This is a genomic window from Stenotrophomonas sp. (genome assembly GCF_050737075.1).
GTDB lineage: Bacteria > Pseudomonadota > Gammaproteobacteria > Xanthomonadales > Xanthomonadaceae > Stenotrophomonas.
The window spans coordinates 14,182-39,689 of the sequence record NZ_JBOHXV010000043.1; the positions used below are offsets into that span (position 1 = coordinate 14,182).

The 25,508-nt window shown below is 66.8% G+C and carries 18 protein-coding genes; 12 read left to right on the plus strand and 6 right to left on the minus strand.

What is annotated here, in order from left to right; translation table 11 throughout:
- Nucleotides 1–139 precede the first annotated feature (139 nt).
- From ACREPD_RS11915 to ACREPD_RS11945, 7 genes are all read left to right on the plus strand, one after another.
- Nucleotides 140–11,491, plus strand: a complete 11,352-nt coding sequence (locus tag ACREPD_RS11915) for a DUF7507 domain-containing protein (RefSeq protein ID WP_431599534.1) — start codon at nt 140–142, stop codon at nt 11,489–11,491.
- Nucleotides 11,488–15,177: a hypothetical protein gene (locus ACREPD_RS11920; RefSeq protein WP_431599535.1), complete on the plus strand. Its 3,690-nt coding sequence runs from the start codon at nt 11,488–11,490 to the stop codon at nt 15,175–15,177. Before ACREPD_RS11915 ends, ACREPD_RS11920 begins: the two co-directional genes overlap by 4 nt.
- 9 nt (nt 15,178–15,186) lie before the next feature.
- Nucleotides 15,187–15,933: a prealbumin-like fold domain-containing protein gene (locus tag ACREPD_RS11925; RefSeq protein ID WP_431599536.1), complete on the plus strand. Its 747-nt coding sequence runs from the start codon at nt 15,187–15,189 to the stop codon at nt 15,931–15,933.
- A gap of 159 nt (nt 15,934–16,092) precedes the next feature.
- On the plus strand, nt 16,093–16,479 hold the full coding sequence (locus ACREPD_RS11930; RefSeq protein WP_431599537.1) for a DUF1622 domain-containing protein: 387 nt from the start codon (nt 16,093–16,095) through the stop codon (nt 16,477–16,479).
- A gap of 37 nt (nt 16,480–16,516) precedes the next feature.
- Nucleotides 16,517–17,383 carry a bile acid:sodium symporter family protein gene (locus ACREPD_RS11935; protein WP_431599538.1) on the plus strand — a complete coding sequence of 289 codons (867 nt, stop codon included), beginning with the start codon at nt 16,517–16,519 and terminating at the stop codon, nt 17,381–17,383.
- Nucleotides 17,384–17,452: 69 nt separating this feature from the next.
- Nucleotides 17,453–18,301 (plus strand): sulfatase-like hydrolase/transferase, encoded by an 849-nt coding sequence (locus ACREPD_RS11940; protein ID WP_431599539.1) that lies wholly within the window; start codon nt 17,453–17,455, stop codon nt 18,299–18,301.
- Entirely contained in the window at nt 18,298–18,960 is a 663-nt protein-coding gene (locus ACREPD_RS11945; protein WP_431599540.1) for a sulfatase-like hydrolase/transferase, read from the plus strand. The genes ACREPD_RS11940 and ACREPD_RS11945 overlap by 4 nt, the downstream gene beginning before the upstream one ends.
- Nucleotides 18,961–19,035: 75 nt before the next feature.
- Here ACREPD_RS11945 and ACREPD_RS11950 read toward each other — a convergent pair whose 3' ends face one another.
- The 5 genes from ACREPD_RS11950 to ACREPD_RS11970 all read right to left on the minus strand — a co-directional run bounded on the left by ACREPD_RS11950 (nt 19,036) and on the right by ACREPD_RS11970 (nt 22,811).
- Nucleotides 19,036–19,452 (minus strand): YidH family protein, encoded by a 417-nt coding sequence (locus ACREPD_RS11950; RefSeq protein WP_431599541.1) that lies wholly within the window; start codon nt 19,450–19,452, stop codon nt 19,036–19,038.
- Nucleotides 19,453–19,608: 156 nt separating this feature from the next.
- On the minus strand, nt 19,609–20,034 hold the full coding sequence (locus tag ACREPD_RS11955; protein WP_431599542.1) for a hypothetical protein: 426 nt from the start codon (nt 20,032–20,034) through the stop codon (nt 19,609–19,611).
- A gap of 6 nt (nt 20,035–20,040) precedes the next feature.
- Entirely contained in the window at nt 20,041–20,313 is a 273-nt protein-coding gene (locus ACREPD_RS11960; protein ID WP_431599543.1) for a hypothetical protein, read from the minus strand.
- Nucleotides 20,310–21,644 (minus strand): TFIIB-type zinc ribbon-containing protein, encoded by a 1,335-nt coding sequence (locus ACREPD_RS11965; protein WP_431599544.1) that lies wholly within the window; start codon nt 21,642–21,644, stop codon nt 20,310–20,312. The genes ACREPD_RS11960 and ACREPD_RS11965 overlap by 4 nt, the downstream gene beginning before the upstream one ends.
- A gap of 18 nt (nt 21,645–21,662) precedes the next feature.
- A complete protein-coding gene (locus ACREPD_RS11970) occupies nt 21,663–22,811 on the minus strand; it encodes an SPFH domain-containing protein (protein ID WP_431599545.1) in 1,149 nt (382 codons plus the stop codon).
- A 287-nt stretch (nt 22,812–23,098) separates the two neighbouring features.
- On the opposite strand from ACREPD_RS11970, the gene ACREPD_RS11975 reads away from it, so the two are divergent.
- From ACREPD_RS11975 to ACREPD_RS11985, 3 genes are all read left to right on the plus strand, one after another.
- On the plus strand, nt 23,099–23,545 hold the full coding sequence (locus ACREPD_RS11975) for a hypothetical protein (RefSeq protein ID WP_431599546.1): 447 nt from the start codon (nt 23,099–23,101) through the stop codon (nt 23,543–23,545).
- A gap of 124 nt (nt 23,546–23,669) precedes the next feature.
- Nucleotides 23,670–23,897 (plus strand): hypothetical protein, encoded by a 228-nt coding sequence (locus tag ACREPD_RS11980; RefSeq protein ID WP_431599547.1) that lies wholly within the window; start codon nt 23,670–23,672, stop codon nt 23,895–23,897.
- An 86-nt stretch (nt 23,898–23,983) separates the two neighbouring features.
- Nucleotides 23,984–24,190, plus strand: coding sequence for a hypothetical protein (locus ACREPD_RS11985; protein WP_431599548.1), 207 nt, complete (start codon nt 23,984–23,986; stop codon nt 24,188–24,190).
- A 50-nt stretch (nt 24,191–24,240) separates the two neighbouring features.
- On the opposite strand, the gene ACREPD_RS11990 is transcribed toward ACREPD_RS11985, so the two are convergent.
- Nucleotides 24,241–24,516: a hypothetical protein gene (locus ACREPD_RS11990; RefSeq protein ID WP_431599549.1), complete on the minus strand. Its 276-nt coding sequence runs from the start codon at nt 24,514–24,516 to the stop codon at nt 24,241–24,243.
- A gap of 150 nt (nt 24,517–24,666) precedes the next feature.
- On the opposite strand from ACREPD_RS11990, the gene ACREPD_RS11995 reads away from it, so the two are divergent.
- Together ACREPD_RS11995 and ACREPD_RS12000 are read left to right on the plus strand one after the other, a co-directional pair.
- Nucleotides 24,667–24,990, plus strand: coding sequence for a hypothetical protein (locus ACREPD_RS11995; RefSeq protein ID WP_431599550.1), 324 nt, complete (start codon nt 24,667–24,669; stop codon nt 24,988–24,990).
- 36 nt (nt 24,991–25,026) lie between these two features.
- Nucleotides 25,027–25,446 (plus strand): hypothetical protein, encoded by a 420-nt coding sequence (locus ACREPD_RS12000; RefSeq protein WP_431599551.1) that lies wholly within the window; start codon nt 25,027–25,029, stop codon nt 25,444–25,446.
- The last annotated feature ends 62 nt before the right edge of the window (nt 25,447–25,508 follow it).

A 25,508-nucleotide genomic window follows, 5' to 3' on the forward strand; every position in this document is an offset into this window, starting at 1 on the left:
CCCAGTAGATTTACTGATCGCGGTGCAGTGTTTCAGCGGAAGGCAACGGTTTCGCCCCGATAGACACTTCATCCAGGCGGTTCCCTGATGCGCTTGGCGCAGGAACCCGACTGGAGCAGTGTTGCCACGGGGAGACCGAGTGAGGAGCCGCGACCGCGACCACAAGGCGGGCGAGACGCCGGGGCCAGGCGCGGTCAACCGCTGCAGGCTTCCCGCCGGGCTGCTGTTGCTGGCGTTGCTGTCGTGGCACACGCCGGGTCACGCCCAAACCGTGGTGCAGAACGCGGCCAGCATTCAACCGCCCAGCGGGCAGGCAGACGCAAATCCCGGCGACAACAACGCCACGGTCAATGTGCAGGTGTACGCGGCCACGGTCGCCAAGTCAGGCAGCCCGGCCAACGACATACCGGTCGCGCCCGGCGACACGATCGGCTTCACAGTGACGGTGACGGTCACGGGCAACCCGACGGCCGCCGACACCGTATTCACCGACACGCTGAGCGCCGGCCTGACGCTTGTCGCTGGCTCGTTGCCCGCGGGCTGCAGCGGCAGCGGCCAGGCGGCGTTGTGCACCTTGCTGGCGGGAAGCGCGCCGGGCACCTACACCTGGTCCTACCAGGCCACGGTGAATGCCGATGCCATCGGCACCGTCAGCAATACCGTGACGGGCGGGCAGGGCTGCACGGCCGCCGCGAGCTGCACCGTGACCCATCCGGTCTATTTCGGCCTTGCGCTCGGCAAAACGTGGAACAACGGAAGGACCGGCGACAGCGTCGACCTGGCGATCAGCGGCAGCGCCGACCAGGTCATCGTGCTGGCAGGCGGAACCTCCACCCCGGGCGGCCCCACCACCCCGGCCCGGGCGGCGGTTGCACCGGGCGCGGCGGTATCGCTGTCGGAACTGTTCGCCGCGGGCAGCGCCGCCAACTACACCACCACGCTCGCGTGCGCGCGCACCGACAACGGCGCGGCGATTGCCGTGGGCGGCGGCGGCACCAGCGGCACCCTCACCATGCCCGCCGATACCGGTGTGACCTGCACGTTCGCCAACAGCCGCAGCCAGGCCAGCCTGACCCTGGCCAAGCAGTGGGTGGATGCGCGCGTGGGCGAGACGGCCACGGTGTTGTCTGCCGGCTTCACCAACGACGCCACCAGCGGTCTGTCCACCTCCACCGGCAACAACACCACGACCGGTGCGCCGGTCACCGTGTTCGCGGGCGACAGCGGAAACCTCGGTGAAACCCTGACCAACGCCGCCAACTACGACGCCACCCTGGCCTGCACCGGCAATGCCACCCCGCTGGCCGGCGTCACGCTCACCATCGCGCCGACCGATACGGCCATCACGTGCACCCAGACCAATACACGCCGCCAGGCGACCCTGGTGCTCAGCAAGACGTGGGTGAATGGGCTGCCGGGCGACACCGCCACCGTCACCAGCAGCGGCTTCGAGAACCCGGCCAGCAGCGGGCTGTCCACCTCCACCGGCAACAACACCACGACCGGCAGCCCCGTGATCGTGCATGCCGGCGAAAGTGGAACGATCACGGAAGTGCTGAGCAACGCCGCAAACTACGACAGCACGTTGAGCTGTACCGGCAACACGGTGCCCCTCAGCGGCACCACGCTGACCGTGGACCCGGCCGACACGGCCATCGCCTGCACCCAGACCAACACCCGCCGCGAGGTGAACCTGACCCTGCGCAAGAGCTGGGTCGACGCGGCCGTGGGCGAGACGGTGCAGGTGAGCGCGACGGGAAGCACCACCTCGCCGATCACGCTGTCGTCGGTGGCCGACAGCGCCACCGAGACCGATACCGGCACGGCCGTTCCCGTGTATGTGGGCGAGAGCATCACGCTGGCCGAAACCTTCGCCACCCCCGCCAATGCAGCCAACTACAGCAGCACGCTGGCATGCACCGGCAGCAGCGGATTGAGTGGCAACACCCTGGTGGTGGGGCAGGGCGACAGCAACATCGTCTGCACCTTCACCAACACCCGCCCGCAGACCACGCTGCAGCTGGTCAAGGTATGGGCGGCGGACAGCCGCAATGGCGACGTGGCCCAGATCGGCGCAAGCACGGGGCTGCAGAACAACACCAATGCGTTCACCAGCACCGCATCGGTCGGCGCCAACAGCAGCACGGTGCCCGTGTTCGTCGGCGAGCAGGCGACGCTGCCGGCCGAAACCATGGGCGGCGCCGCACTGGCGAACTACGCCGTGTCGCTCAGCTGCACCGGCGGCAGCCTGGGCGGCAGCGACGGCAAGGTGGCCAACACGCTCGCCATCACCCCGGCCGACGCCGGCACCCCGATCGTGTGCACCTACACCAACACCCGCAACACCACCACGCTGACGCTGCAGAAGACCTGGCTCAACGCATTGCCCAACGACACCGTCAGCATCGTGGCGACCGGGCTGACGCCGCTGTCGTCCACCGCCACGGGGGGCGCCAGCCAGACCGATACCGGCCCGGCGCAGACCGTACACGCCGGGGATGTGATCAGCCTGACCGAATCGTTTGGCTCGGTCACGTCCAACCTGTACACCACCACCCTGTCGTGCACCAACACCAGCGGCCTGGTGGTGAACGACCCCACCACCGGCACGCTCACCGTGGGGCCGAACGACGGCCCGATGACCTGCACGTACGTCAACGACAGTCGCAGCGCCGAGCTGGTCGTACGCAAGGTATGGAGTGGCGGTCCGCCCACCACCGTCACCATCCCGGGCAGCAGCGGCTTTACCAACAACACCCCGGGCTTCACCTCGACCTCGCCGGGGCCGGACCAGGTCGGCCCGGTCACGGTGTACGCCCTCGAAAATGGCAGCCTGGGCGCGGAGAGCTTCCCCGGCGGCAATGGCGGCGACTACACCAGCACGGTGACCTGCGACGGCACCGACACCAATCCTGCCAACGGCCTGCTCATCGCCATCGCCGATGCGGGCACCACCATTACCTGCACCTACAGCAACACGTTCGTACCGCGCGCGACCCTGGACCTGCAGAAGATCACCCCGGTCACCAGCGTCACCACGGTGGGGCAGGTGGTGCCGTACACCATCACCGCGACCAATACCGGCAACGTCCCCATCACCAACGCCACCGTGGTCGATCCGCTGATCGCCGCCAACATGGTCTGCACGCCGGCCATCCCGGTGGCGTCGCTGGCGCCGGGCGCCACCATCAGCTGCACCGGCAGCTACACCGTCACCCAGGGCGACATCGACCGGGTCGGCAGTGGCGATGGCATCGATGACGATGTCATCACCAATACCGCCGATGTCGAAGGCACCGACCCGGATGGCAATGCGGTGGGCGACAACACCAGCGTCGACACCGCGCTGCCGTCGCGCAACTTCGTGGCCGAATTCACCAAGACGCCGAATCTGGCGGATACGAGCGGCAATGGCACCGGCAGCGTGGGGGAGGTCATCAGCTACAACTTCACGGTCACCAATGCCGGCAACACCACCATCCAGAGTGTGACCATCGCCGATCCGGCCCTGCCGGGCCTGAGCTGCCCGCCGGGTGGCCCACTCGCGCCGGGGCAATCGGTCACCTTCGGCACCGCGCCGCCGGCAGACATCGCCTGCACCGGCAACACCCACACCATCACCCAGGCCGACATCGACGACCGCGGGGGTGGCGATGGCGATATCGACAACAATGCCACCGCCACCGCCGTGGCGCCCGGCGGCGGCAGCGTGGACGGCGACGCCACCTCCAGCGTGCCGCTGGATCCCCCGGCGCCCCAGCTGGTGCTGGACAAGGGGGCCAGCCCCACGCAGGTGAGCACGGCGGGCGAGGTGATCACCTATACCTTCACCGTCAGCAATCCGGGCAACGTCACACTGACCAACATCAATGTGCTCGATCCGAAGGCGGGGTTGAGCGCGATCACCTGCACGCCGCCCGCGCCGTTCAGCCTGGCCCCTGGCGCCACCGCGACCTGCACCGCCACTTATACGGTCACCCAGGCCGACATCGACGGCGGCAACGCCATCACCAACCTGGCCACGGCGGCCGGCGATTACGACGGCACGCCGGTGACCGATACCGACGGCAGCACCGTCATCATCAACCACGGCACGGTGTCGCCGGAGCTGATCAAGATTCCCAGCCGCAGCTCGGTCAGCGCCGTGGGCGATTTGATCAGCTACACGTTCCGGGTCAACAATCCCTCCAGCGTGACCCTGACCAACCTGCAGATCGTCGATGACACGCTGCTCGGCACCGGCCTGTCGTGCACACCGATCGCGAGCCTCGCGCCCGGCGCCAGCGCGGACTTCGTCTGCACTGGCAACACCTACGCGGTGCAGCAGTCCGACATCGACAACCAGGGCAACCCGGTCAACGACACGCAGGTGATCCACAACGAGGTCACCGGCACGGCCCAGTACCAGATCGGCACGAACCCGGTGGTCACGGTCACCGACGTGGCCAGCGCCGACGTCGCGCTGCCGCAGCGCACGCCGGGCATCTTCCTGACCAAGGGCGCGGACGTGGCCTCGGTCAGCGGCCCCAACCAGCCCATCACCTACACGTTCTCCGTGCAGAACACCGGCAACGTGACCCTGTTCAACGTGGTCGTCAGCGATCCCCTGCTGCCGTCGCTGTCATGCCCGCCCTTGTCCAGCCTGGCACCGGGTGCACTGGTGGTGTTCAGCGGCTGCACCGGCATCGTGTACACGGTGACCCAGGCCGACATCGACAGTGGCAGCACCGACAGCCTGCCGGGCAACGGCCAGATCGACAACGTGGCCACGGTGGTGGCCGACACGCCGGTCGCGGGCGGCACCGTGACCGACACCGGCGAGCACCAGGTCAACCTGCCGGTGCGCGGGCCGCAGATGACCGTGGTCAAGAGCGCCGACGTCGCCACGGTCACCGCACCCGGCACCATCAACTACCGCTTCACGGTCAGCAATACCGGCAACGTCACCCTGGAAGACGTCACGGTGACCGATCCGACCCTGGGCCTGGCGTGCCCAAGCGTGGACATGGCGCCCGGGCAGGTGCTGGTGTTTGGTGGCGCCGGTACCGGTGCCGGCGTGATCTGCACGGGCACTACGCGCGCGGTCAGCCAGAGCGACGTGGACACCTTCAACGTGATCAGCAACGTCGCCACCGCCGACGGCACCTCGCAGGCGGCCGGCGCGATCAGCCGCACCGGCGCGCTGGACATCCCGGTGCTGCGCAGCCCCGCGCTGGGCCTGACCAAGGTGGCCAACGTCACCCAGGTGGTCACGCCGGGCGATGCCATCGTGTACACGCTCACGGCCACCAACAACGGCAACAGCACCCTGACCAACGTCACCGTCACCGACCCGATGCTGCCGGTGCTGTCCTGCACGCCGGCCATCCCGGTAGCCGCACTGGCGCCCGGCGCGTCGATCGCCTGCCAGGGCACCTACATCACCACCCAGGCCGACTTCGACACCAATGGGGGGGGCGACCAGACCGTGGACAACACCGCCACGGCGAGCAGTGATGTGACCAGCAGCACGGCCAGCGCGCAGGTCGCGCTGCCGTTGCCGCAGCAGTCGCTGCAGATCGACAAGACCGCCGGCTCGCCCACCCTCAACCTGGGGCTGGACCCGGCGGTGACCGATGCCGGCGACACCATCACCTACACCTTCGTGGTGACCAACACCGGCAACCAGAGCCTGTCCACGCTGGCGGTGATCGACACCAACCTCAATGCCGCCGCCACCTGCGACAAGACCACGCTGACCGCCAGCGGCCCCGACGCGGTGGCCACCTGCACCGGCGTGCACACCATCACCCAGGCGGAGATGGACAACGGCACCGTCACCAACACCGCCACCGCCGAAGGCACGCCGCCCGGCAGCGCCCGCGTGAGCTCCTCGCCCGATTCGGCCGTGGTCACCCTGGCGCCGCAACCGGTGCTGGTGCTGGACAAGACGGCCAGCGCGCCCTCCGTGGCCGGCGGTGCGTTGCCGGCGGTGACCGACGCTGGCGACACCATCAGCTACAGCTTCGTGGTCACCAATGCCGGCAACGTCACCCTCAACAACATCACCGTGGCCGATCCGCTGCCCGGCATGCCACCGATCACCTGCCCACCGGGGCAGCTGGCACCGGGGGCCAGCACCACGTGCTCGACCGTGGTGTACACGGTCACCCAGGGGAACATGGACGCCGGATTGGTCACCAACACGGCCACCGGGCAGGGCACGCCGCCGTCGGGCCCGAATGCCACCGGCGATGACAGCACGACCACGCCGTTGACCGCCGGTCCGGCGTTCACCCTGGCCAAGACCGCCACCCCGACGACCTACGCCAGCGTCGGCCGGTCCATCAGCTACAGCTACGCGGTGACCAATACCGGCAACGTCACCCTCGACACGCTGGCATTGACCGACGACCGCATCGCCAGCGTGAGCTGCCCGGTGACCACGCTCGCGCCGGGCGCGAATACCACCTGCACCGGCACTTACCTGATCACCCAGGCCGACCTGGACGCCGGCAGCGTGACCAATACTGCCAGCGCCAGCGTGGTGCCGGCACAGGGCAGCGTGGGCCCGGCTACCGCGCAGGCCACCATCACTGCGGTGCAGACCCGTACCCTGGCGCTGGTCAAGAGCAGCACCGCCACCAGCTTCAGTGCAGCCGGCACGGTGCTGCCGTACAGCTACCTGGTCACCAACACCGGCAACATCACCCTGACCGATCCGGTGACGATCACCGATGACCGCATCGCGGCGGTGAGCTGCCCGGCGCTCCCCGCCGGCGGCCTGGCCCCGGGGGCCAGCGTGACCTGCACGGGCAGTTACACCGTGACCCAGGCCGACCTGGATGCCGGCAGCGTGACCAATATCGCCACCGCGCAGTCCGGCCCGGTGAGTTCGGGGCCGTCCACGGTCACCATCACCGGCAGCCAGCAGCCGGCGTTGGGCCTGGACAAGACCACCACCACGACCAGCTTCGACAGCGTGGGCGACACGCTGGCGTACAGCTACCGGGTCACCAACACCGGCAACGTGACCCTGACGGCACCGATCGTGATCACCGACAACCGCATCGTCGCGCCCAACACCGTGGCGTGCCCGGCGCTGCCCGCCGGTGGGCTTGCACCGGGCGCCGAGCTGGTCTGCACCGCCACCTACAGCGTGACCCAGGCCGACCTGGATGCAGGCAGCGTGACCAACACCGCTACCGCCAGCGCCGGCGGCACCACCTCCGGGCCGGATTCGGTGACGGTCACCGGCGTGCAGAATCCGGCGCTGGGCATGGCCAAGGTGGTCAGCAACGCGCCCACGCCGGTGGTGCTCAACAGCGTGATCGAATACACCGTCACCGGTACCAACACCGGCAACACCACGCTGACCAACGTGGTGATCACCGACAACAAGATCACCCCGGCCAGCACCACCTGCGCCAGCGTGGCACCGGCCGGCACCTGTGTGCTGGTAGGCACCTACACCGTGACCCAGGCCGACGTGGATGCCGGCCAGGTGCTCAACATCGGCAGCGGCATCTCCGACACCACGCCGCAGACACCGTCGCCGCCGACCATCACGCCGGTGCAGCAGGTGCGCGGGCTCACGCTGGACAAGGCCAGCCCCACCGCGACGTATGCGGCGGTGGGCGACGTGCTCACCTACACCTATCAGGTGACCAACAGCGGCACGGTCACCGTCACCAGCCCGATCACGGTCAGCGACGACCGTATCGTGGCGCCGGCCACCGTGAGCTGCCCGGCGTTGCCGGCCGGCGGCCTGGCCCCGGGCGCCAGCCTGACCTGCACCGCCAGTTACCCCGTCACCCAGGTCGACCTCAACCAGGGCAGCGTGACCAATACCGCGACCGCGACCGATGGCACCAGCACCTCGGCACCCGACAGCGTGACGATCACGGCCACGCAGCGGCCGTCGATCACCCTGGACAAGCGCGCCAGCGTGGCCGACAGCAATGGCGACGGCATCACCGGCGACGCGGGCGACGTGATCACTTACACGTTCAGCGTGACCAACACCGGCAATGTGCTGCTCTCGCCCGTGACCGTGGTCGATCCGCGCCTGCCGGGGCTGGGCTGCACCGTGCTGGTGCTGCCGCCGGGCACCACCACCACGTGCACGGCCAGCAACAACACGTACATCATTACCTTCGCCGACGAGACCGCCACGTCCGTGGTCAACACCGCCACCGCCACCGGCGAAGCGCCGGGCAGTGCGCCCGACGCGACCGCGACCGACACCGAAACCACGCCCACCGCCATCACCCCGGCCGCGATCACGGTCACCAAGAGCGCTGCGCCCGCGTCGGCAACGCAGGTCGCACCGGGCGACGTGGTGCAGTTCACGCTCACCAGCACCGTCGCCAACAACGAACTGCACGAAGCGCTGACCCTCACCGATACGCTGGGCGACGGCTTCACCTTCGTGGCCGTCACCAGCCCTGGTGCATACGCCTGCAACGCGGCCAACCCGCTGGTGTGCACGTTGCCGGCGGGCACCGCTGCAGGGACCTATGCGGTGGTCTACACCGCGCGGGTCGATGCCGATGCCACCGGCACGCTGCGCAATGCCGTGGTCCCGACCAAGCCGGCCGGGGTGGACCCGCCGCCGGTCTGCCAGAGCTGCAGCACCGAACACCCGGTGGTGCCGTCCACCGCGACGGTGAGCAAGGTCGCCAACCCGGTCAGTGGCAGCTTCGTGCAGGCGGGGCAGACGATAACCTACACCGTCACCGCCGTGATCGCCGGTTCGGCCACCACCCAGCCGCTGATCCTCAACGACCAGCTGGACGCCGCCCTCGGCCAGGTCACCGTGGTTACGCCCGGCGCCTACAGCTGCAGCGGCAACCTCACCTGCATCCTGCCCATCGGCACGCTGCCCGGCAGCTATCCGCTGGTGTACACCGCCACCGTGGCGGCCGGCGCAAGCGGCACGCTGCACAACCAGGTCAGTGCGATCAACCTGCCCGGCGGTGATCCGGACCCGATCTGCGTGCAATGCAGTACCGAGCACATCGTCGAGCAGCCCGCGTTGGACACCACCAAGCGCCTGACCGGCAACACCGACCCGAATGGCGCGGTCGCCACGGGTGACACGCTGACCTACAGCGTCACCGCCACCAATACCGGCAATGTGGTGCTGAGCGATGTCACCATCGACGATCCCCTCATCACGCCCAGCCGCATCGTCTGCCCCAGCGTGGCGCCGGGGGCAGGGTGCACGCTGACCGGCACCTACGTGGTGACCCAGGCCGACACCGATGCGGGCACGGTCGACAACACCGCCACCATCACCGCGCAGCCCGGCCCCGGCGGCAGTGCGTTGCCGCCGGCCGTGTGCCCGCCGGGCTCGGCCGACGCCCGCTGCCGCCCGGTGCTCAACCTGCCGATCAACCGTCGCCCGGCGCTGGCCACCACCAAGACCGCCACGCTCAGCGTCGACCGCGGCACGCCCGGCAAGGGCAACGCCGATGATGTGGTGACGTATGCGGTCACCGCTACCAACACCGGCAACGTGACGCTGGACCAGCTGGTGATCCAGGACACCCTGCAGGGCGCCGCGCCCACCGTGCTCAGCTGCGCGCCCACCCAGCTTGCCCCGGGCCAGAGCGCCACCTGCGCCAGCTACGACCACACCATCACGGAGGCCGATGCCGGCGTGGACGGCGGCCAGTTGACCAACACCGTGCTCGCCACGGGCCAGCCCACCGGTGCCGGGCTGGCCACCGCGACGGCCACGGCCGCCGCTGTCATCGCGGTGGAGAACGCGCCGGCCGACATCCGCCTGACCAAGGCCGCCAACGTGCGCGAGGTCAAGATCGGCGATCTGGTGCGCTACACGCTGACCGCGCAGAACGTGGGCGACATCGACCTGGTGGACGGCTACCTGATCGATACGCCGGCACCAGGATTCACCTACGTGGAGGGCTCGCTGCAGGGCGACGATGACGATCATTCGGTGACCGCCAGTGGCAGCGCGCCGCTGCGCATCAACGACCTGGACATCGCCGCCGGCAACACCGCGCGCATCAGCTACCTGATGCGGGTCGGTGCCGGCGTGCGGCCGGGCACGCTGATCAACCGGGCACAGGCATTCGCGCCCACCGACAAGGCCGCGTCCAACGTGGCCACCGCCGAAGTGGTGACCGACAGCGATCCGCTGCTGGACGACAGCCTGATCATCGGCAGTGTGTTCGACGACCGCGATGGAGATGCCTGGCAGGACAGCGCCGCGTTGACCGGGCTGAAGGCACAGGGCGGTTTTGCCGCCGACGCCTACATCGCCGGCAGCACCACGGTTGACCGGGGCAATGGGCCGCAGCCGGTGGCCGATGCCAGCGCGCCGCTGCTGCATGGGCTGGCGCTGGGCGAGCTGGCGGGGCGCAGCAGCGAGGCGGCACCTGCAGGGACCATCGTGGTGCGCCAGCGCCTGCGCGAGCCGCGCTTCACCGACGACTTCGTGCTCAGCAGCCGCGAGGGCGTCAGCGTGCACCTCGCCGCGGACGGCAGCGCCCGCCAGGAGCGCACCGGCGACGCCGCCAAGGGGCTCACCGCCGCCCAGCCGAGCGTGACCCGCAAGGTGATGCCGGGCGAGGGCGGTTACGTGGTGGACTACGTGATCGCCAACACGGGCATCGACGAGATCGGCATCCCCGGCGTGCGGATCGGCTCGGTGGAAGGCCTGCTGATGGAGACCGATCAGTTCGGGCGCTATCACCTGATCGGCGTCTCCGGGGGCGGTCTGGCGCGTGGGCGCAACTTCATCCTCAAGGTCGACGCGGCCACGTTGCCGGCCGGCACCACGTTCGTCACGCGCAACCCGCTGCTGCGCCGGATCACCTCCGGGGTGCCGACGCGCTTCGATTTCGCCGTTACGCTGCCGACCACGGTGCTGGAACAGCAGCGCGAGGTGGAGATGGTGCTGGGCGAGGTGTTCTTCGCGCCGGACAGCGCCCAGATCGCGGAACGCTACCAGCCGGTGATCGCGAAGATGGCCGAACAGGCACGCGGGCAGGGCGAGGGTGAGATCGTGATCGCCGCCAACGGTGGCAGCGAGGCGCTTGCGCTGGAGCGGGCCAATGCCGTGAACCAGGCGCTGCGCAAGGCGCTGGGCAACGACAGCGCGGCCCTGCGCGTGGTCGCGCGTGCCGACGTCGACGACCCGGCCACCCTGCTGGTCGGCGTCGACCAGGGCGGCGCCCTGGTGGGCACGGTGCTGTTCGACACCGACAGCGCGGTCATCCGCCCGGCCATGCACCCGCTGCTTGAGCGGATCGCCCAGCAGTTGGAACAGCGTGGCGGCGGACGCGTGCTGATCGTCGGCCATGCCGATGTGCGGGGTGCCGCAGCCTACAACGCGCAGCTCGGCCTGCGCCGCGCCGAAGCGGTGTACGCGGCACTGCGTGAGCACCTGAGTCCGGCCGTGCGCGACAAGGTCCAGGTGGACAGCAGCGCCGATCCTGCCGCGCCCCTGGATGCCCGCCCGGGCGCGGGGGAGGCACGATGAAGCCGCACCTGCTCAGTGGCGCCCTCGCGACCCTGCTGGCCGGCATGGCGGCCGGTGCACACGCGCAGCAGGCGCAGGAGCCGCAGCCGGCTGCGCCGGCGCAGACCCCGCCGGTCAGCTGCGGTGAACAGGACTGCCACGAAGGCGATGGCCTGCTGCTGCGGATCCGCACCCGTGGCAAGACCGAGCCGGTCACTCAAGGCACAGACGCGCAGTCCGGTTCGGATGCGCTGCAGCCCGACCGTCGCGTCACGATCTCGGCGCCGCCACCGGGCCGTGCCGTGGCGACCGGCCGGTTCAACGTGCGGCTGCCCAGCGGCGGGGTGATCTGGGCCACCGAAGACCCCAACCTGGGCCAGCCCGAACTCTCGGCGTCGGCGCCGTCGCTGGTCGCGTTCGACAACGGACGGATCCAGAAGCCGGTGCCGTTCTACGTGCGCGGCAACTACAGCGACTTCATCGAGCGCATGGAGATCCTGGTCTACCGTGCCACCGACGTGGACCTGATCGCACCGCTGGCCCATATCCCGGTGGAGGTGTCGGCGGTCAGCCAGGTGGAGTGGGACGGGGCGTTGCCCGCCGACGAGCCGTTCCGCGCAGGCGACCAGCTGCTGTATGTGGTGCGCGCCTATGGCCGCAACGGCATCTTCGACGAGACGGTGGCGCAGCGGCTGCAGCTGGTGCGTCCGATCGAGGCCGACAGCCAGCTGCGCGGGCTGCGCAGCCAGGTCGAACGCAGCCAGGGCACCGCGCTGGGCATCGATCAGGCCCTGCAGCAGAGCCTGATCGACACCGCCTTCGCCGCCAATGGCCTGCGCCTGCAGAACATTCCCATCTACGGCTCGCGCATCCGCATTACCGGGCGCGACATTCCCGAGTCCACCTCGCTCACCATTAATGGCGCCTCGTACCCGGTGGACATGGAGCGGAAGTTCGTTGCCGAGTATCTGGTCCCGGTTGGCCTGCACCGCTTCGATATCGCCGTGCGCGGCGGCCGGGAGGGGCTGGAGCAGCAACACACGCTGGAAGTGGATGTGACCGGCAAGTACTTCTACGGCATCGGCCTGGCCGATGTGACCATCGCCCAGAACAACGTGAGCAGCGCCACCGCCCCGTTCGCCGTGGACGAACGCTACAGCGATGATGTGATCAGCGATGGCCGGCTGGCGTTCTATGCCAAGGGCAAGGCGCGCGGCAAGTACCTGATCACCGCGCAGGCCGACACCACCGAACAGGACATCGAGCACCTGTTCGACGGCTTCACCGAGGCGTGGCCGCAGGACATCTTCCGCCGACTGGACCCGGACCTGTACTACCCGACCTACGGCGACGATTCCACCACCTACCGCGACGTGGACAGCATGGGCCGCTTCTACGTGCGCGTGGACTGGGACAAGAACCAGGCGCTGTGGGGCAACTACGCCACCGGGCTGACCGGCACCGAATACGCGCAGTACGTGCGTTCGCTGTACGGCGGCGCGGTGAGCTGGCGTTCGCAGGCGATCAACCCGTGGGGCGATCCGCGCAGCACGCTGCGCGTGTTCGGCGCGCAGGAACAGACCGCGCCGGGCCACAACGAATTCATCGGCACCGGCGGCAGCCTGTACTACCTGCGCAACACCGACATCCTGCCGGGCTCGGACCAGGTGGTGCTGGAAATCCGCGACCGCACCACCGGCCGCGTCGAGAAGCGCATCACCCTGCAACGCGGTGCGGACTACGAGATCGACGAAATGCAGGGTCGCCTGCTGCTGACCCGGCCACTGAGCCAGGTCACGCGCGAGAACATGCCCACGCTCACCCGCGACAGCCCGCTGGATGGCTACCAGCAGCACCTGCTGGTGGACTACGAATGGCTGCCCTCCGGCTTCGACGACGGCGAACTGACCGCGGGCCTGCGCGGCCGCCAGTGGATCGGCGACCACGTGGGCGTGGGTGCGACCTATGTGGATGAGAATCGTGACGGCCAGGACTACACGCTGGCGGCTGGCGATCTCACCCTGCAGGCGGGCAAGGGCACCTTCCTCAAACTCGAGTACGCGCACACCGAATCGTTCGGCGTTCCGTCATTCTTCTCCGACAACGGGGGCTTCACCTTCATTCGCAGCAACAGCACCGACCCTCGGCGCGAGGGCGACGCCAAGGCGGTGGAAGGCCGGGTCAACTTCCGCGAGCTGGGCTGGAGCCGGCTGGACTGGAGCGCGGGCGGCTGGTGGCGCGAGACCGACCCGGGCTTCTCCATCGCACGGCACGACACCGGGCTGCCGGTGACGGAGTACGGCGCTGAGGTGCTGGGCCGCATCACCCGCGAACTGGGCCTGTATGCCCGCTACAGCAAGGCCGAGAGCGGCGACGAGCAGTTCACCCAGGCCCAGGGCACGCTGGAGTGGCGGCCGGACGACTGGAACACGCTCAGCGCCGAACTGCGGCGGGTGGAGGAGGGCAGCACCAACGACCCCGCGGCAGGCCTGCTGGGTGCGGTGAAGTACAGCCACCGCTTCAGCACCGCACTGGAGCTGTATGGCCTGCTGCAGGGCACGCTGGACGACGATGGCGGCCGCTACGCGGACAACAACGCGGTGGCGGTAGGCGGCAACTACCTGCTCGACGACCGCGCCAGTGTCGGTGCCGAAGTCAGCAGCGGCGACCGCGGCGATTCGGCCACGGTCGACGCCGAATACAAGCTCGACAGCGATCATTCGCTGTATGGCGCGTACACGTATTCCACCGATACCACGCAGTACGAATCCCTGTTCAATCCCACCCGCCAGAATGGCTGGACGCTGGGGCAACGCTGGCGGTTGTCGAGCCGGGCGAACCTGTTCAACGAAAGCCAGTTCCTGAAGGAGCCCGACCAGTCCGGGCTCGCGCATACGATGGGGATGGACTTCTATCCGGCCCAGGGCTGGAACCTGGGCTTCACCCTGCAGTCGGGTGCTCTGGATACCGTCGATGGCGGGCATGTGGACCGGCGTGCGGTGAGCGTCAGCGGGGGACGCACCTCGGCCGCCACCGATTGGCGCAGCAAGATCGAATGGCGCAAGGACACCGGCAGCGAGCGTCGCGAACAATGGGTGACCACCAACCGGCTCACCCATCGCTTCAACGACAGCTGGCGCATCGCCGCGCGCCTGAACTACTCGCGCACCACCGATGAACTCAACGCGCTGGCCGGCGCACGGTTCTGGGAAGCCAACGTCGGCTTCGCCTACCGCCCCTGGAACAGCCAGCGCTGGGCGCTGTTCGGCCGCTACACCTACCTGTACGACCTGGCTACCGAGGCCCAGCTGGGCGGCGCCGACCAGGACCAGAAGACCCGCATCCTGTCCTTCGAGGGCGTCTACAAGCGCGATACCCATTGGGAGCTCGGGGCCAAGCTGGCGCGCCGCGAGGGCGAGGTGCGGCTGGGGCGCGGCAGCGGTCCGTGGTTCGATTCGGCCACCACGCTCAGCGTGCTGCAGGCGCGCTACCAGCTGCATGGCAGGTGGTATGCACTGGGCGAGTACCGGTGGCTGGACGTCGACAACGGCGGCACTCAGTCGGGCGTGCTGGTGGGCGTGGACCGCGATATCGGCGAGAACTTCCGATTGGGCGTGGGCTACAACTTCACCCGCTTCAGCGACGACCTGACCGACTTCGACTATGACCATGAAGGCTGGTTCCTGAACATGGTTGGCACCTACTGAGGACGCACGATGCGCATGCACGCCAGCGGTTTCCCCTCGCGTTCACGCAGGCACGCCACGCGCCTGTGGATGCTGCTGTTGTGCGTGGCGCTGCCGATGGTCGGCCACGCGCAGACCGTGCAGCTGGCCAAGACCAGCCAAGGCGGGCTCGGCACGTTCGCCTATACGCTGGGCAACCTCGATGGCGCCAGCGACAGCATCACCACCACGACGGCCGGAACGCCCACGTCGTCGGCCAGCGTCTGGACCGTGACCGATCCCGCGCAGCCGGTGACCCTCATCGAGGCGATCAACCCGCAGTTCGCCCTCGACAGCGCCAGTTGCGTTGACACCAGCGGCACAGTGCCCGGCAGCATCGGTGGGCTGAGTGGTGCCACGCTGACCATACCGGCCAGCAGCCTGCAGCCAGGCGTGACACTCCTCTGCACCTTCATCAACAGCCTGCGCGCGCCAGACCTGGCCATCACCAAACAGGTCACGCCCAGTGTCGTCGCCAACGGCGGCACGGTGAGCTTCACCCTGACCGCAAGCAACATTGGCGCGGTAGACGTAACCAACGCGGTCCTGGCCGATGCCGCAGGCACCGGGTTGAGCTGCACCGCCGCAGGCAGCTGCAGCGCCAGCGGCGGGGCGACGTGCCCGACTGCGGTGCCTGCGGGCGCGCTGTTCGGCGGTGGTGTCACGATTCCTTCGCTGCCGGCGGGCGGCAGCGTGACCGTGACCGTGCCATGCACCGTCACCGCGTCAGGTAACTGAGTGCGCGCAGGACAGGTAGATTTACTGAGCAGGGCCCGGTAGATAAACGCTGGCTGGCACCCGTCAGCGCGCCGCATCCTGATGGCCTGGCAGCAGCGCCGACGTAGCGGCGAGACAGCGGTGCGGCCCAGATCCCGACTGTCCTTCGGATCCTGCCCCATGCCCAGCCAAGAAGCTGCCATCCAATGGGTCGAATGGTCCGCGCTCGGCATCGAGCTGCTGGCGATCGCCCTGATCGTCTCCACCATCGTTGTCTCGACGGTGGTGTACGTAGTTGCGCTGGCCGTGCAGCACAAGGACCATGCCGACAGCTACGAGCGCTACCGGCGCCGGCTGGGACGTGCGCTACTGCTCGGGCTGGAGATCCTCGTGGCCGCGGACATCGTTCGCACGGTGGCACTCGACAGCACAATGAACGCGATTCTCTCGCTCGGCCTGCTGGTCATCATCCGCACCTTCCTGAGCTGGTCGGTCGTGCTGGAGGTGGAAGGGTTCTGGCCGTGGAAGCGGCCACCTGAGCGCGCTCCGCCGGCACGGGGGGAGTGACGGTGCGCATCGACCCGCACACCGTAGATGGGATGCCATGAACACCCAGGCGCTGCTGCTGCATTGCCTGCAGGCAAGCATCATCGGCACGGTGTTTTCGTTCGGGCTGCAGGCAACCGTCTCGGATGCGCTGTTCCTGGTGCGCCACCCGGGCCTGCTGTTGCGCTCGGTGATCGCCATCTTCGTGGTCATGCCGCTCGTGGCCATCCTGATGGTGGAAGTGTTCGCGCTGCCCCGCGCGACGGAGATCGCACTGGTGGTGCTGGCCCTGGCGCCGATTCCACCCTTGCTGCCCAAGAAAGAGAGCAAGGCAGGCGGTGAAGGGGCGTATGCATTGGGGTTGATGGTGGTGATGGGCCTGCTGGCGATCATCCTGGTGCCACTGCTGACCTGGCTGCTCGGGGCCTATTTCGACCGCGACTTCGGCATGCCACCGCAGGCGATAGCGAAGGTAATCATCATCATGATCGTGCTTCCCCTGCTGGCGGGCATGGTGGTGCGCGGCCTCGCACCGTCGTTGGCCGCGACACTGGCGCGCCCGATCGCTCTGGGCGCGTTCGTGCTGCTGCTGCTCGCCGCTGCACCGATCCTGTATGCGGCAGTACCCATCGTGGTCAATCTGCTGCACAGCGGCACGTTGCTCGCCATCATCGCGTTCATCGTCATCGGCCTTGCCGTGGGGCAGCTTCTGGCCGGTCCGGTGCCGCAACGGCAGACCGTGCTGGCTCTATCCACGGCAAGCCGTCATCCGGCCATCGCGCTGGCCATCGCCAAGACCAACTTTCCGGATGAGCGCTTCCTCGCCGCCACCATCGTGCTGTACCTGCTCGTGGTGACCGTGATCGCCATTCCTTACATCAAATGGCGCCGGCGCACGGCGTCGGCCATGCCAAACGCTGCATGAGGGGAGGCTCCGCCGGTGCAGCGTGTGCGCTGTGCCGTTCACCCATTCCACCACATTGGAGATTCACAGATGGCAACCAAAACCAAGAAGCCGAACATCCTGGTGATGTGGGGCGATGACATCGGTCAAGCCAATCTGAGCTGCTACACCAAGGGCTTGATGGGCTATCGCACGCCCAACATCGACCGCATCGCCAAGGAAGGCATGATCTTCACCGACAGCTATGCGGAGCAGAGCTGTACCGCGGGCCGCGCCTCCTTCATCACCGGCCAGTGCGGGCTGCGCACCGGCCTGACCAAGGTTGGCTTGCCAGGCGCGGAACTGGGGCTCAAGGCCGAGGACATCACCGTTGCAGAAGCGCTCAAGCCACTCGGCTACCGAACGGGCCAGTTCGGCAAGAATCACCTCGGTGACCGCGACGAGCATCTGCCCACGATGCACGGGTTCGACGAATTCTTTGGCAACCTGTACCACCTCAATGCAGAAGAGGAGCCTGAGGAAGTCGACTATCCCAGCAAGGAGGACTTCCCGGACTTCAAGAAGAAGTACGGTCCGCGCGGCGTGCTGCACTGCTGGGCCGACGGCAAGGGCGGGCAGAAGATCGAGAACACCGGTCCGCTTACGCGCAAGCGCATGGAGACCTGCGATGACGAATTCCTGGCCGCCGCCAAGAAGTTCATCCAGGCGGCACATGATGCAGGTGAACCGTTCTTCGTCTGGTTCAACACCTCGCACATGCATGCGTGGACCCACGTCAAGCCGGAGAGCCGCGGCCAGGCCGGGCGCTGGCAGTCCGAGTACCACGACGTCATGATCGACCACGACAAGTGCATCGGCGAGATGCTGGACTTCCTGGACGAACTGGGCATCGCCTACGACACCTTCGTGCAGTACAGCACCGACAACGGCCACACATGAATACCTGGCCGGACGCCGGTACCACCCCGTTCCGCAACGAAAAGAACTCCAGCTGGGAAGGCGCCTACCGCGTGCCCTGCATGGTCCGCTTCCCGGGCCGCATCGAAGCCGGCAGTGAATCCAATGAAATCGTCAGCCATCTCGACTGGTTCCCCACCATCCTGGCCGCCGCCGGTGAGCCGGACATCAAGGAGAAACTGAAGAAGGGCTACAAGATCGGCAAGACCACCTACAAGGTCCACCTGGATGGCTACAACCTGGTGCCGTATCTGACCGGCAAGGAAGCGAAGAGTCCGCGTCCCGGTTTCATCTACTTCACCGACGATGGCGATGTAGCCGCTCTGCGCTATGACAACTGGAAGATGCTGTTCATGGAACAGCGTGTACCGGGCACGCTCAAGATCTGGCAGGAGCCGTTCGTGGTGCTGCGTACCCCGTACATCTTCAATATGCGCATGGACCCCTACGAACGTGCCCAGATCACCTCCAACACGTTCTACGACTGGATGTTCCGGCACATCTACCTGCTGGTGCCGGCGCAGGCGGTCATCGCCGAGTTCCTGGCCACCTTCAAGGAATTCCCGCCGCGGCAGAAGTCCGCCAGCTTCAGCCTGGACCAGGTGCTCGAAAAGATGAGGGAGAGTTCGACGGGGGCTTGAAATGCCGCCATCGCGACAATGCAACGCTCCGGCCGACCAGAAGGCTGTTGGCCGGGGCGTGCGGGTGTTCCGTGCTCATGTCGGGTCCGAGAACAGCCAGAGCGCGGTGAGTCCGCCCATCAGCAACAAGCCGATGCTGGCCACGATCATCCCCTTGTGCCGGGGAACGTAGAGTCCGCGCTCGATGTCCAGGCTGACCCGCCAGTAGCGGTACAGCGACCATACCAGCAACGCCAGGCCCAGCAGCACCATCCCGAAGCCAGCGTTGCCCACATCCCTGAGGAACAGGCGGGTGCCGTGCGGCGCGTCGTCGTTCTGGATCAGGTACAGGCTGAAGCGGTTGATCGTGATGCCGAACCCGATCAGGGACACCGTGGTGCGCAAATAGGCCAGATGGGTGCGCTCATTGGCCAGGTGCGTGCGGACCTTGGCCAGCAACGTCGAGCTCAGTGCGGGTTGGGCGTCCGGGGTGGGCGAGGGAGCATCGGTCATGGGGTGTTCGCCTATGCTGCTGCGGGGAACGTGCGGGCAGCCGCCCACCTGACCAATGTACCCGCGCAACGCCTGCCGTTGCGTAAATTCGGGTCGGTAAAACTACGCAGGCGTTGCGCGCATCGCGGACGAACCCGCGATGCGCGCACCTTTCGATCAGTTGTTGCTGGCGCCGCGGCGCACCCCGAAGATGACCTCCTTGCGGTGCATCTCCAGCAGCTGCGAGCGTGCCAGCACGATCTCGTCCTCGCCATCCCAGACGACCTGCTTCAGGTCGCCGTGCAGCTCGCGCTTGGCGGAAATCGCGTCATCCCACGCGCTGCTGTCGGTGACGACCGTAACGGTGTCCGGGGCGACGTTGATGACCTTCAGCAGGCCGAAAGCCTTGCCGCCCGGCACCTCGAACTCGGCAAGCTCGGAGAGCTCCGCCGCGTACAGGTCACCGACCTTCGGGTCCTTCAGTTGCGCGGTTTCATCGTTGGCACCGGCGGCCGCACCACCCGTGCCACCCGCACCACCGGTGCAGGCCGTCAGCAGGGACAGGGAGCAGAGCAACAGGGCGAAATAAACAAGCTTTTTCATGAATCATCAACCAGGGGTAGTGGGGGGATTGGGGGGCTGGCGCACGACGCGTTTTCGATACTCGCGCACGTTGTCGCCGCGAATCCGCGTCTCCTGCGTGCCCGAGATCGTATCGACCAGTCGGTCCGAACCGGTGACCGGCTTGGCCTCGATGGTGGTCTCACGCTCGAAGGCGTGCGATTTGTCGGTGTTGCGGTAGTACCGGTACAGCGCCCAGTACAAGGCCGTTGCGCTGGCGGGGCCAGCCAACAGCAACCAGAGTCCACTATCGTCGCTCATGAGGCAGCTACCAGGAACCAGAGGGTGATGGCTTCAACGATCGTGCCGGTGGTGAGCGCGGCCAGCAGCAGCTTCCACTGCTGCACCGGCACGCTGCCCATGGTTTCACCGGTACGCCCGTTCACCGCGATGTAGTGCAGCATGCCGCCGTTGCGGCCCGGCTGGTGGTACGAATACAGCCACACCGGCAGGTACATGGAGACCCAGCGCGAGCCGTGTACGTCCAGCTGTTCCTGTTCCCAGCGCACGCCACGGTCGTAGCGGCGTACCGAGCCTTCCACCTGGGCGCGGGCGATGGACAGCAGCTGGTCTTCCAGCCGCGGCCGCATCTTCTCCACGTCCAGGGTGCGCTTCTCCGACGTGAAGCCCAGCAGGTACGACGCATTCCACTTCAACGCATTCTTCGTATCGAACGGCAGAATGGTGTTGATGATGTTGTTGGTGTTGGTCTTGGTATCGAGGTTGCCGCGCTCCGCGGACGATTCCAGCGGCAGGTCGTCAACGGTGAAGTCCACCGCGCGGTCCACCTGGTAGATGTCGGCGTCGTAGTAGGTCTTCTTCTTGTCGCCCTCGCCACGGGTGTACTCGCGGGTCTTGATCTCGCCCCGGCCGGACACGCTGGCGCTGACATTGCTGTCCACGATCATGTACGGCATGTAGACGCCCACCACGTTCTCGGGTGTGAACTGGTCCTTGAAGGCCTTCAGTGCGAACAGCCTGCGCTTGTCCACGAACTGGCGGATGCGCGCGACCGCATCGTCTTTCGAGATACGGAACGGCAGCACCGCATCCGGTACCGCGCCGTTGGCCACCTGCTCGTTGACCCCGAACACGTGACGGCACCAATGGCAGCGGGCGGTCATGGTGGTTTCGGTGTTGATGGTCACTTCGGCGCCACAGCCGGTGCACTTGAAGCTCATCAGGCTGGCGGTGCCGGCCTCGATGTCGCGTGCGCCGGAGGCGATGATGGTGCCGCGCAGCTGGTCCAGGCCTTCGCCCAGGCCAAACTCCTGCTCCACCAATGCGCCATGCCATTCGTGACGGCAGAACTGGCAGATGAGCACGTCGGTGCCCAGCTTCAGGCGCACGTCGCTGGAGCCGCACTTCGGGCAGCGGTTCAGGCCGTCCTTGAGTTCCTCGGCGCTGGTATCGAGGGCAACCGGGTCGGGCGCCTCGATCTCGGCGCGGATCGGGTCGGGCAGGGTGGCCGGGTCGAGCGGAAAGCTGCCCGGCAAGGGCGGGACATCACGCGGCGAGCCGGGGCCGGTGACGGCCTCCGGCAACGGCGGGGGTGCCCCGGGCAACGGGGGCGGGGTTCTGGGGTCGGACATGATCGTTATGCGTCCGCCTTACAGACCCAGCGCCTTGGCCTTCAATGCGTTGTAGTCGTCCTGGGTGATCAGGCCGAGGTCCAGCATCTCCTTGGCCTTCTTCAACTTGGCAACCGGATCCTCAGCCGCCGGTGCGGCCGGGGCCACCGGCTGCTGCAGGCTGCCGGCACCGAACATGCCGCTGGCCATGCCCACACCCACCAGGCCCGCCGCGCCGCCGTTCTCGCCGGCCGACTGGATGCCCTGGGCCACGCTGGCCTGCAGGTTGGAATTGCCACGCCCGCCGGACAGCGCGTCGGCGCGCTGTACGGTCTTGAGCAGTTCGCGGGTGTTGGCGTCGTACTCGATGGAGACGATGGCGGTCTTGACGATGGCCAGGCCACGGTCGGACTTCCACTGGTAGCCCTGTTCGACGGCGGCGGAAAGGCTCTGGGCAAAGCCCAGCGAATCCTGCTGCAGCTTGGTGATGCGGTTGCCCTTGGCCGGATCGTTCGTGTACAGGCTGAAGGCCGGTGCCAGCGAACCCACCACTTCATTGAACAGCTGGCTGGCGGCGGCGTTGTCCAGATCGGTGAAGTCAAACACCTTGCCCGGCTGCAGGTAGGCGGCCGGCACGAAGTTCTTCACGAACAGGATCGGGTCGACGATCTTCAGCGTGTAGGAGCCGCGCGTCACCGCGCCGACCTGCGTATTGAGGAAGCCGTCGTCCCAGTAGATTTCGGACTGGGTGCCGAAGCGGTTATCGGGCAGTTCCTTCAGCGACACGAAGAACGCCGCCTGCTGGCCGCCGGGCTGGCCGCCGAACTTGAAGCGCTCCCAGCTCTGCTTGATCAGCGGGGTGACGATGCCGTCGCCGGCGAAGATGGACTGCGAGTTGAGGTCGTCCGAGCGCCACTCGTAACCACCCGGTTCGGCGACGAAGCCGGTGATGGCCCCATCCTGGAACAGCAGCAGGCCGTAGCCCTCCGGCACGACGATCTTCGAGCCGTTGGTGATGATGTTGGAGGAGCCGCTGGTGTTGGAACCACGCCCGGCATTGGTGCCCTGCGGCACGGCGGCAAACAGCGCCGCGGTGGACGGCAGCCCGGCCGGCACGGTGTAGAAGTCCTTCCACTGGTCGGCCAGCACGCCACCGACTGCACCCTTCACCGCCTGAATAAGACCCATGACCCGCTCCCTGTGATCCCAGGACAGGCACCACGCCCGTCACAATGGTAGAACTATAGCAGCGCGCCACGGCCCGGGGATGGACGTTTCCGGCAGGGGGAAGGGCGGATGCGGGGCTAAATCGTTTGCGGACCCTGGGATGTCCCCCTGAAGGGGGCTGACCTCGTCCGGCGCGCCGCCGGCCTGCGCATCATTCTCGGCGGGTTGTCTGACGGCGTAAGCTTCCGGTTCTTCGAGCCGGATGAAACCCCTGTTCTGAAATGGCGTGGCTATCCTGAGAACAAACCATGACTACGTTGATCGCTTCAGTCTATGAGCCTGCACCGGGTTCTTTCCGGAGTGTTTACTATTGTGTGGGGCCGGATGAAAGCTATTGCCGTGCAGTGAATCTGACGGTTCTCATGCTGATTTCAGACCTTGACCAGGAACTGTTTGAGGAAGTCGCCCAATTGCTCGGCACGATGGACGATCCGGGGCGCGAGGCTTCGGTCACGGGGCAGGCGAACTGGGGTTACAACGTAGTCGCGATCTGGCTTGACCCACCCGTTGCAAACCCGGGGCTTGCTTGTTTTACAAATGATATCTACCCCGAGCTCGATGTGGGCGGAGAGCCCCCCCAGTTTTCCCGCGCGCAACTTTCCACCATTTTGAATCACTGGAACTTCTTCAAAGCAGAGATTTCCGCGCACGGCATGGAGGCAATGTCTGGAAGGACGTTTGAGGTTGCGCTGTGACCTTGCAGGCCGTCAGTGAAGTTGTCGCGATAAACGAAGCGTCGGCAGCCCGGCCAAGGGGGAAGGCAGGTCTGCAATGGTTGGGGAATTCATGGCCAGCTCAATAGGACAGAATTGATCAGCAATGAGCGTCAATGACTATAGCTACGCTTGGGATCGCGAGCTCAACCGGTGTTCGTTGTTGAACATCAAACCGAGGGGATCCCTGGAACCTCCCGATTACATGGTCTACGACAAGCATGAGAAAGGGGTGATGATCATCGAGGACGACGAGACGTTTACCTATACGATCGCAATGATGATTCAGAACGACGTGGAAATTATCCACGTCGATCAAATCGAGGGTTCGTAAGGTGACGGTGGGATGCGCTACGAAAGCATTGAGTAACAGTGCCAGCCTGAAGGACGGAGATCTTCTATGCCTGAGTATGGACCTGCTTGTTGATTCCGGCAGATCGTATCGCCTCCCGCGATGGGCAGGGCCTGCTCTGCCTTGGCGTCATGACGGGCGGCTTTGCGCTGTACGAGATTGCTTTCCCGCTCTCGGCCAGCGAGCAATCCGGATATGCGGAACACGGCAAGGAATTTCTCGATGCGCTGGCGTACAGGGCATCGAGAGATCCGGGTTCATACGTCGGCCGATAGCGGCCATGCCAGCGTGCCGCAGAATGTGCGCCGCGCTTGCCGCACGTGAATTACGGCAGATCGCACCTCATCTTGCCGTCCACGTAGTACGGCTTGGGGACGTTCGGGTTCTCGCTGGTCTTCTCGAACACCACCTCGAACGATGCTGCATCCGGCGTGCCCTTGCGGTCGGTGCAGGCATCCTGCAGCTTCTTCTTGACCGCGGCGATTCCCGCGTCACGGTTCGCGCCATCGGCGCTGTTGGTCAGGTTGGCGACCTCGCCAAAGGCGAGGGGGCTCATGCCCAGCAGGCATCCGGCGAAAACAGCAGCGTGCAGCTTCTTCATTGCGACTCCTTTGCAGTGTCCGGTAGCGTCCGTCGATCAAGCCTGGCGGAGCGATTGAAGCGTCGGGCGTAGTGCCTTCGGCGCGTTGCTAGGATAGGGCAGTGGAGTTAAGGCTCCGTAGTGAGGGGTAATGCAATGCGTCGGGACACAATGCTGATCAAGGTGATGACGTGGGCGCTGGTGGTGATGGCCGCGTTTTTTGCCGCTGTAGGGGCCGCACCCTTCAGTGCCGGCGCCCTGTTTCCCGTGTGCTCATTGCCGCTAGCCGCGTTCGCCGCGTGGCGTGGGTTGATTGTGGCGCCGTTGCTGGTACTGGGGTGGGGTGCCGTGGGTTTCTGGGCGGCGGTGATTCCCCTCGACGAATTGTTCGACGGCTGGGCATTGTCGGCGTGGCTGGCAGCATGGACGGGTGTGTTGCTGGTCGGCGTTGTGCGATCCACGGTCACCGCGCCCGGCGCTCGCGCCTCACGCTGAATGGGCGTGATAGGCTCGCGCCAAAGGGGAGAATCCATGAGCAATCCATATCAGGTGCCCGCCACAGAGCAGACGGTGCGGACGTCGCCGTGGCGGGCCAGGACGCACAAGGCCGTCGCCATCCTCATCGCGCTGTTCTGTGCGCTGCAGTTCCTGGCCGTGTGGCTCCTGGTGCTGGACACGGTGAAGACCGTTGGCTTCGCGAACGCGCCCATCCTCGCGCTGGCCGGCAAGGTGGTGATGCCGTTCTCACTGGCGCTGGGCGGCATCTTCATGGCCTTCGGGCGCAAACTTTCAGCCGTGTTCTTTGCCGCCTACCGGGTCCAATACCTGGTTGCATACGGAACCAGCGGTCGCATGGACCTGATCAGCGTTGCGCTGGTGTTCGCCTTCCTGGCGTATGCGCTGTGGCGCTGGAAGGCGGGCGAGCTCAGCGGCTGGCCTGGGCGCCGGTGATGCGGGCGTCCGTGTTGCCCGCCATGGGCAGGCACTACCACGCCGTAGTGCCCGCCCATGGC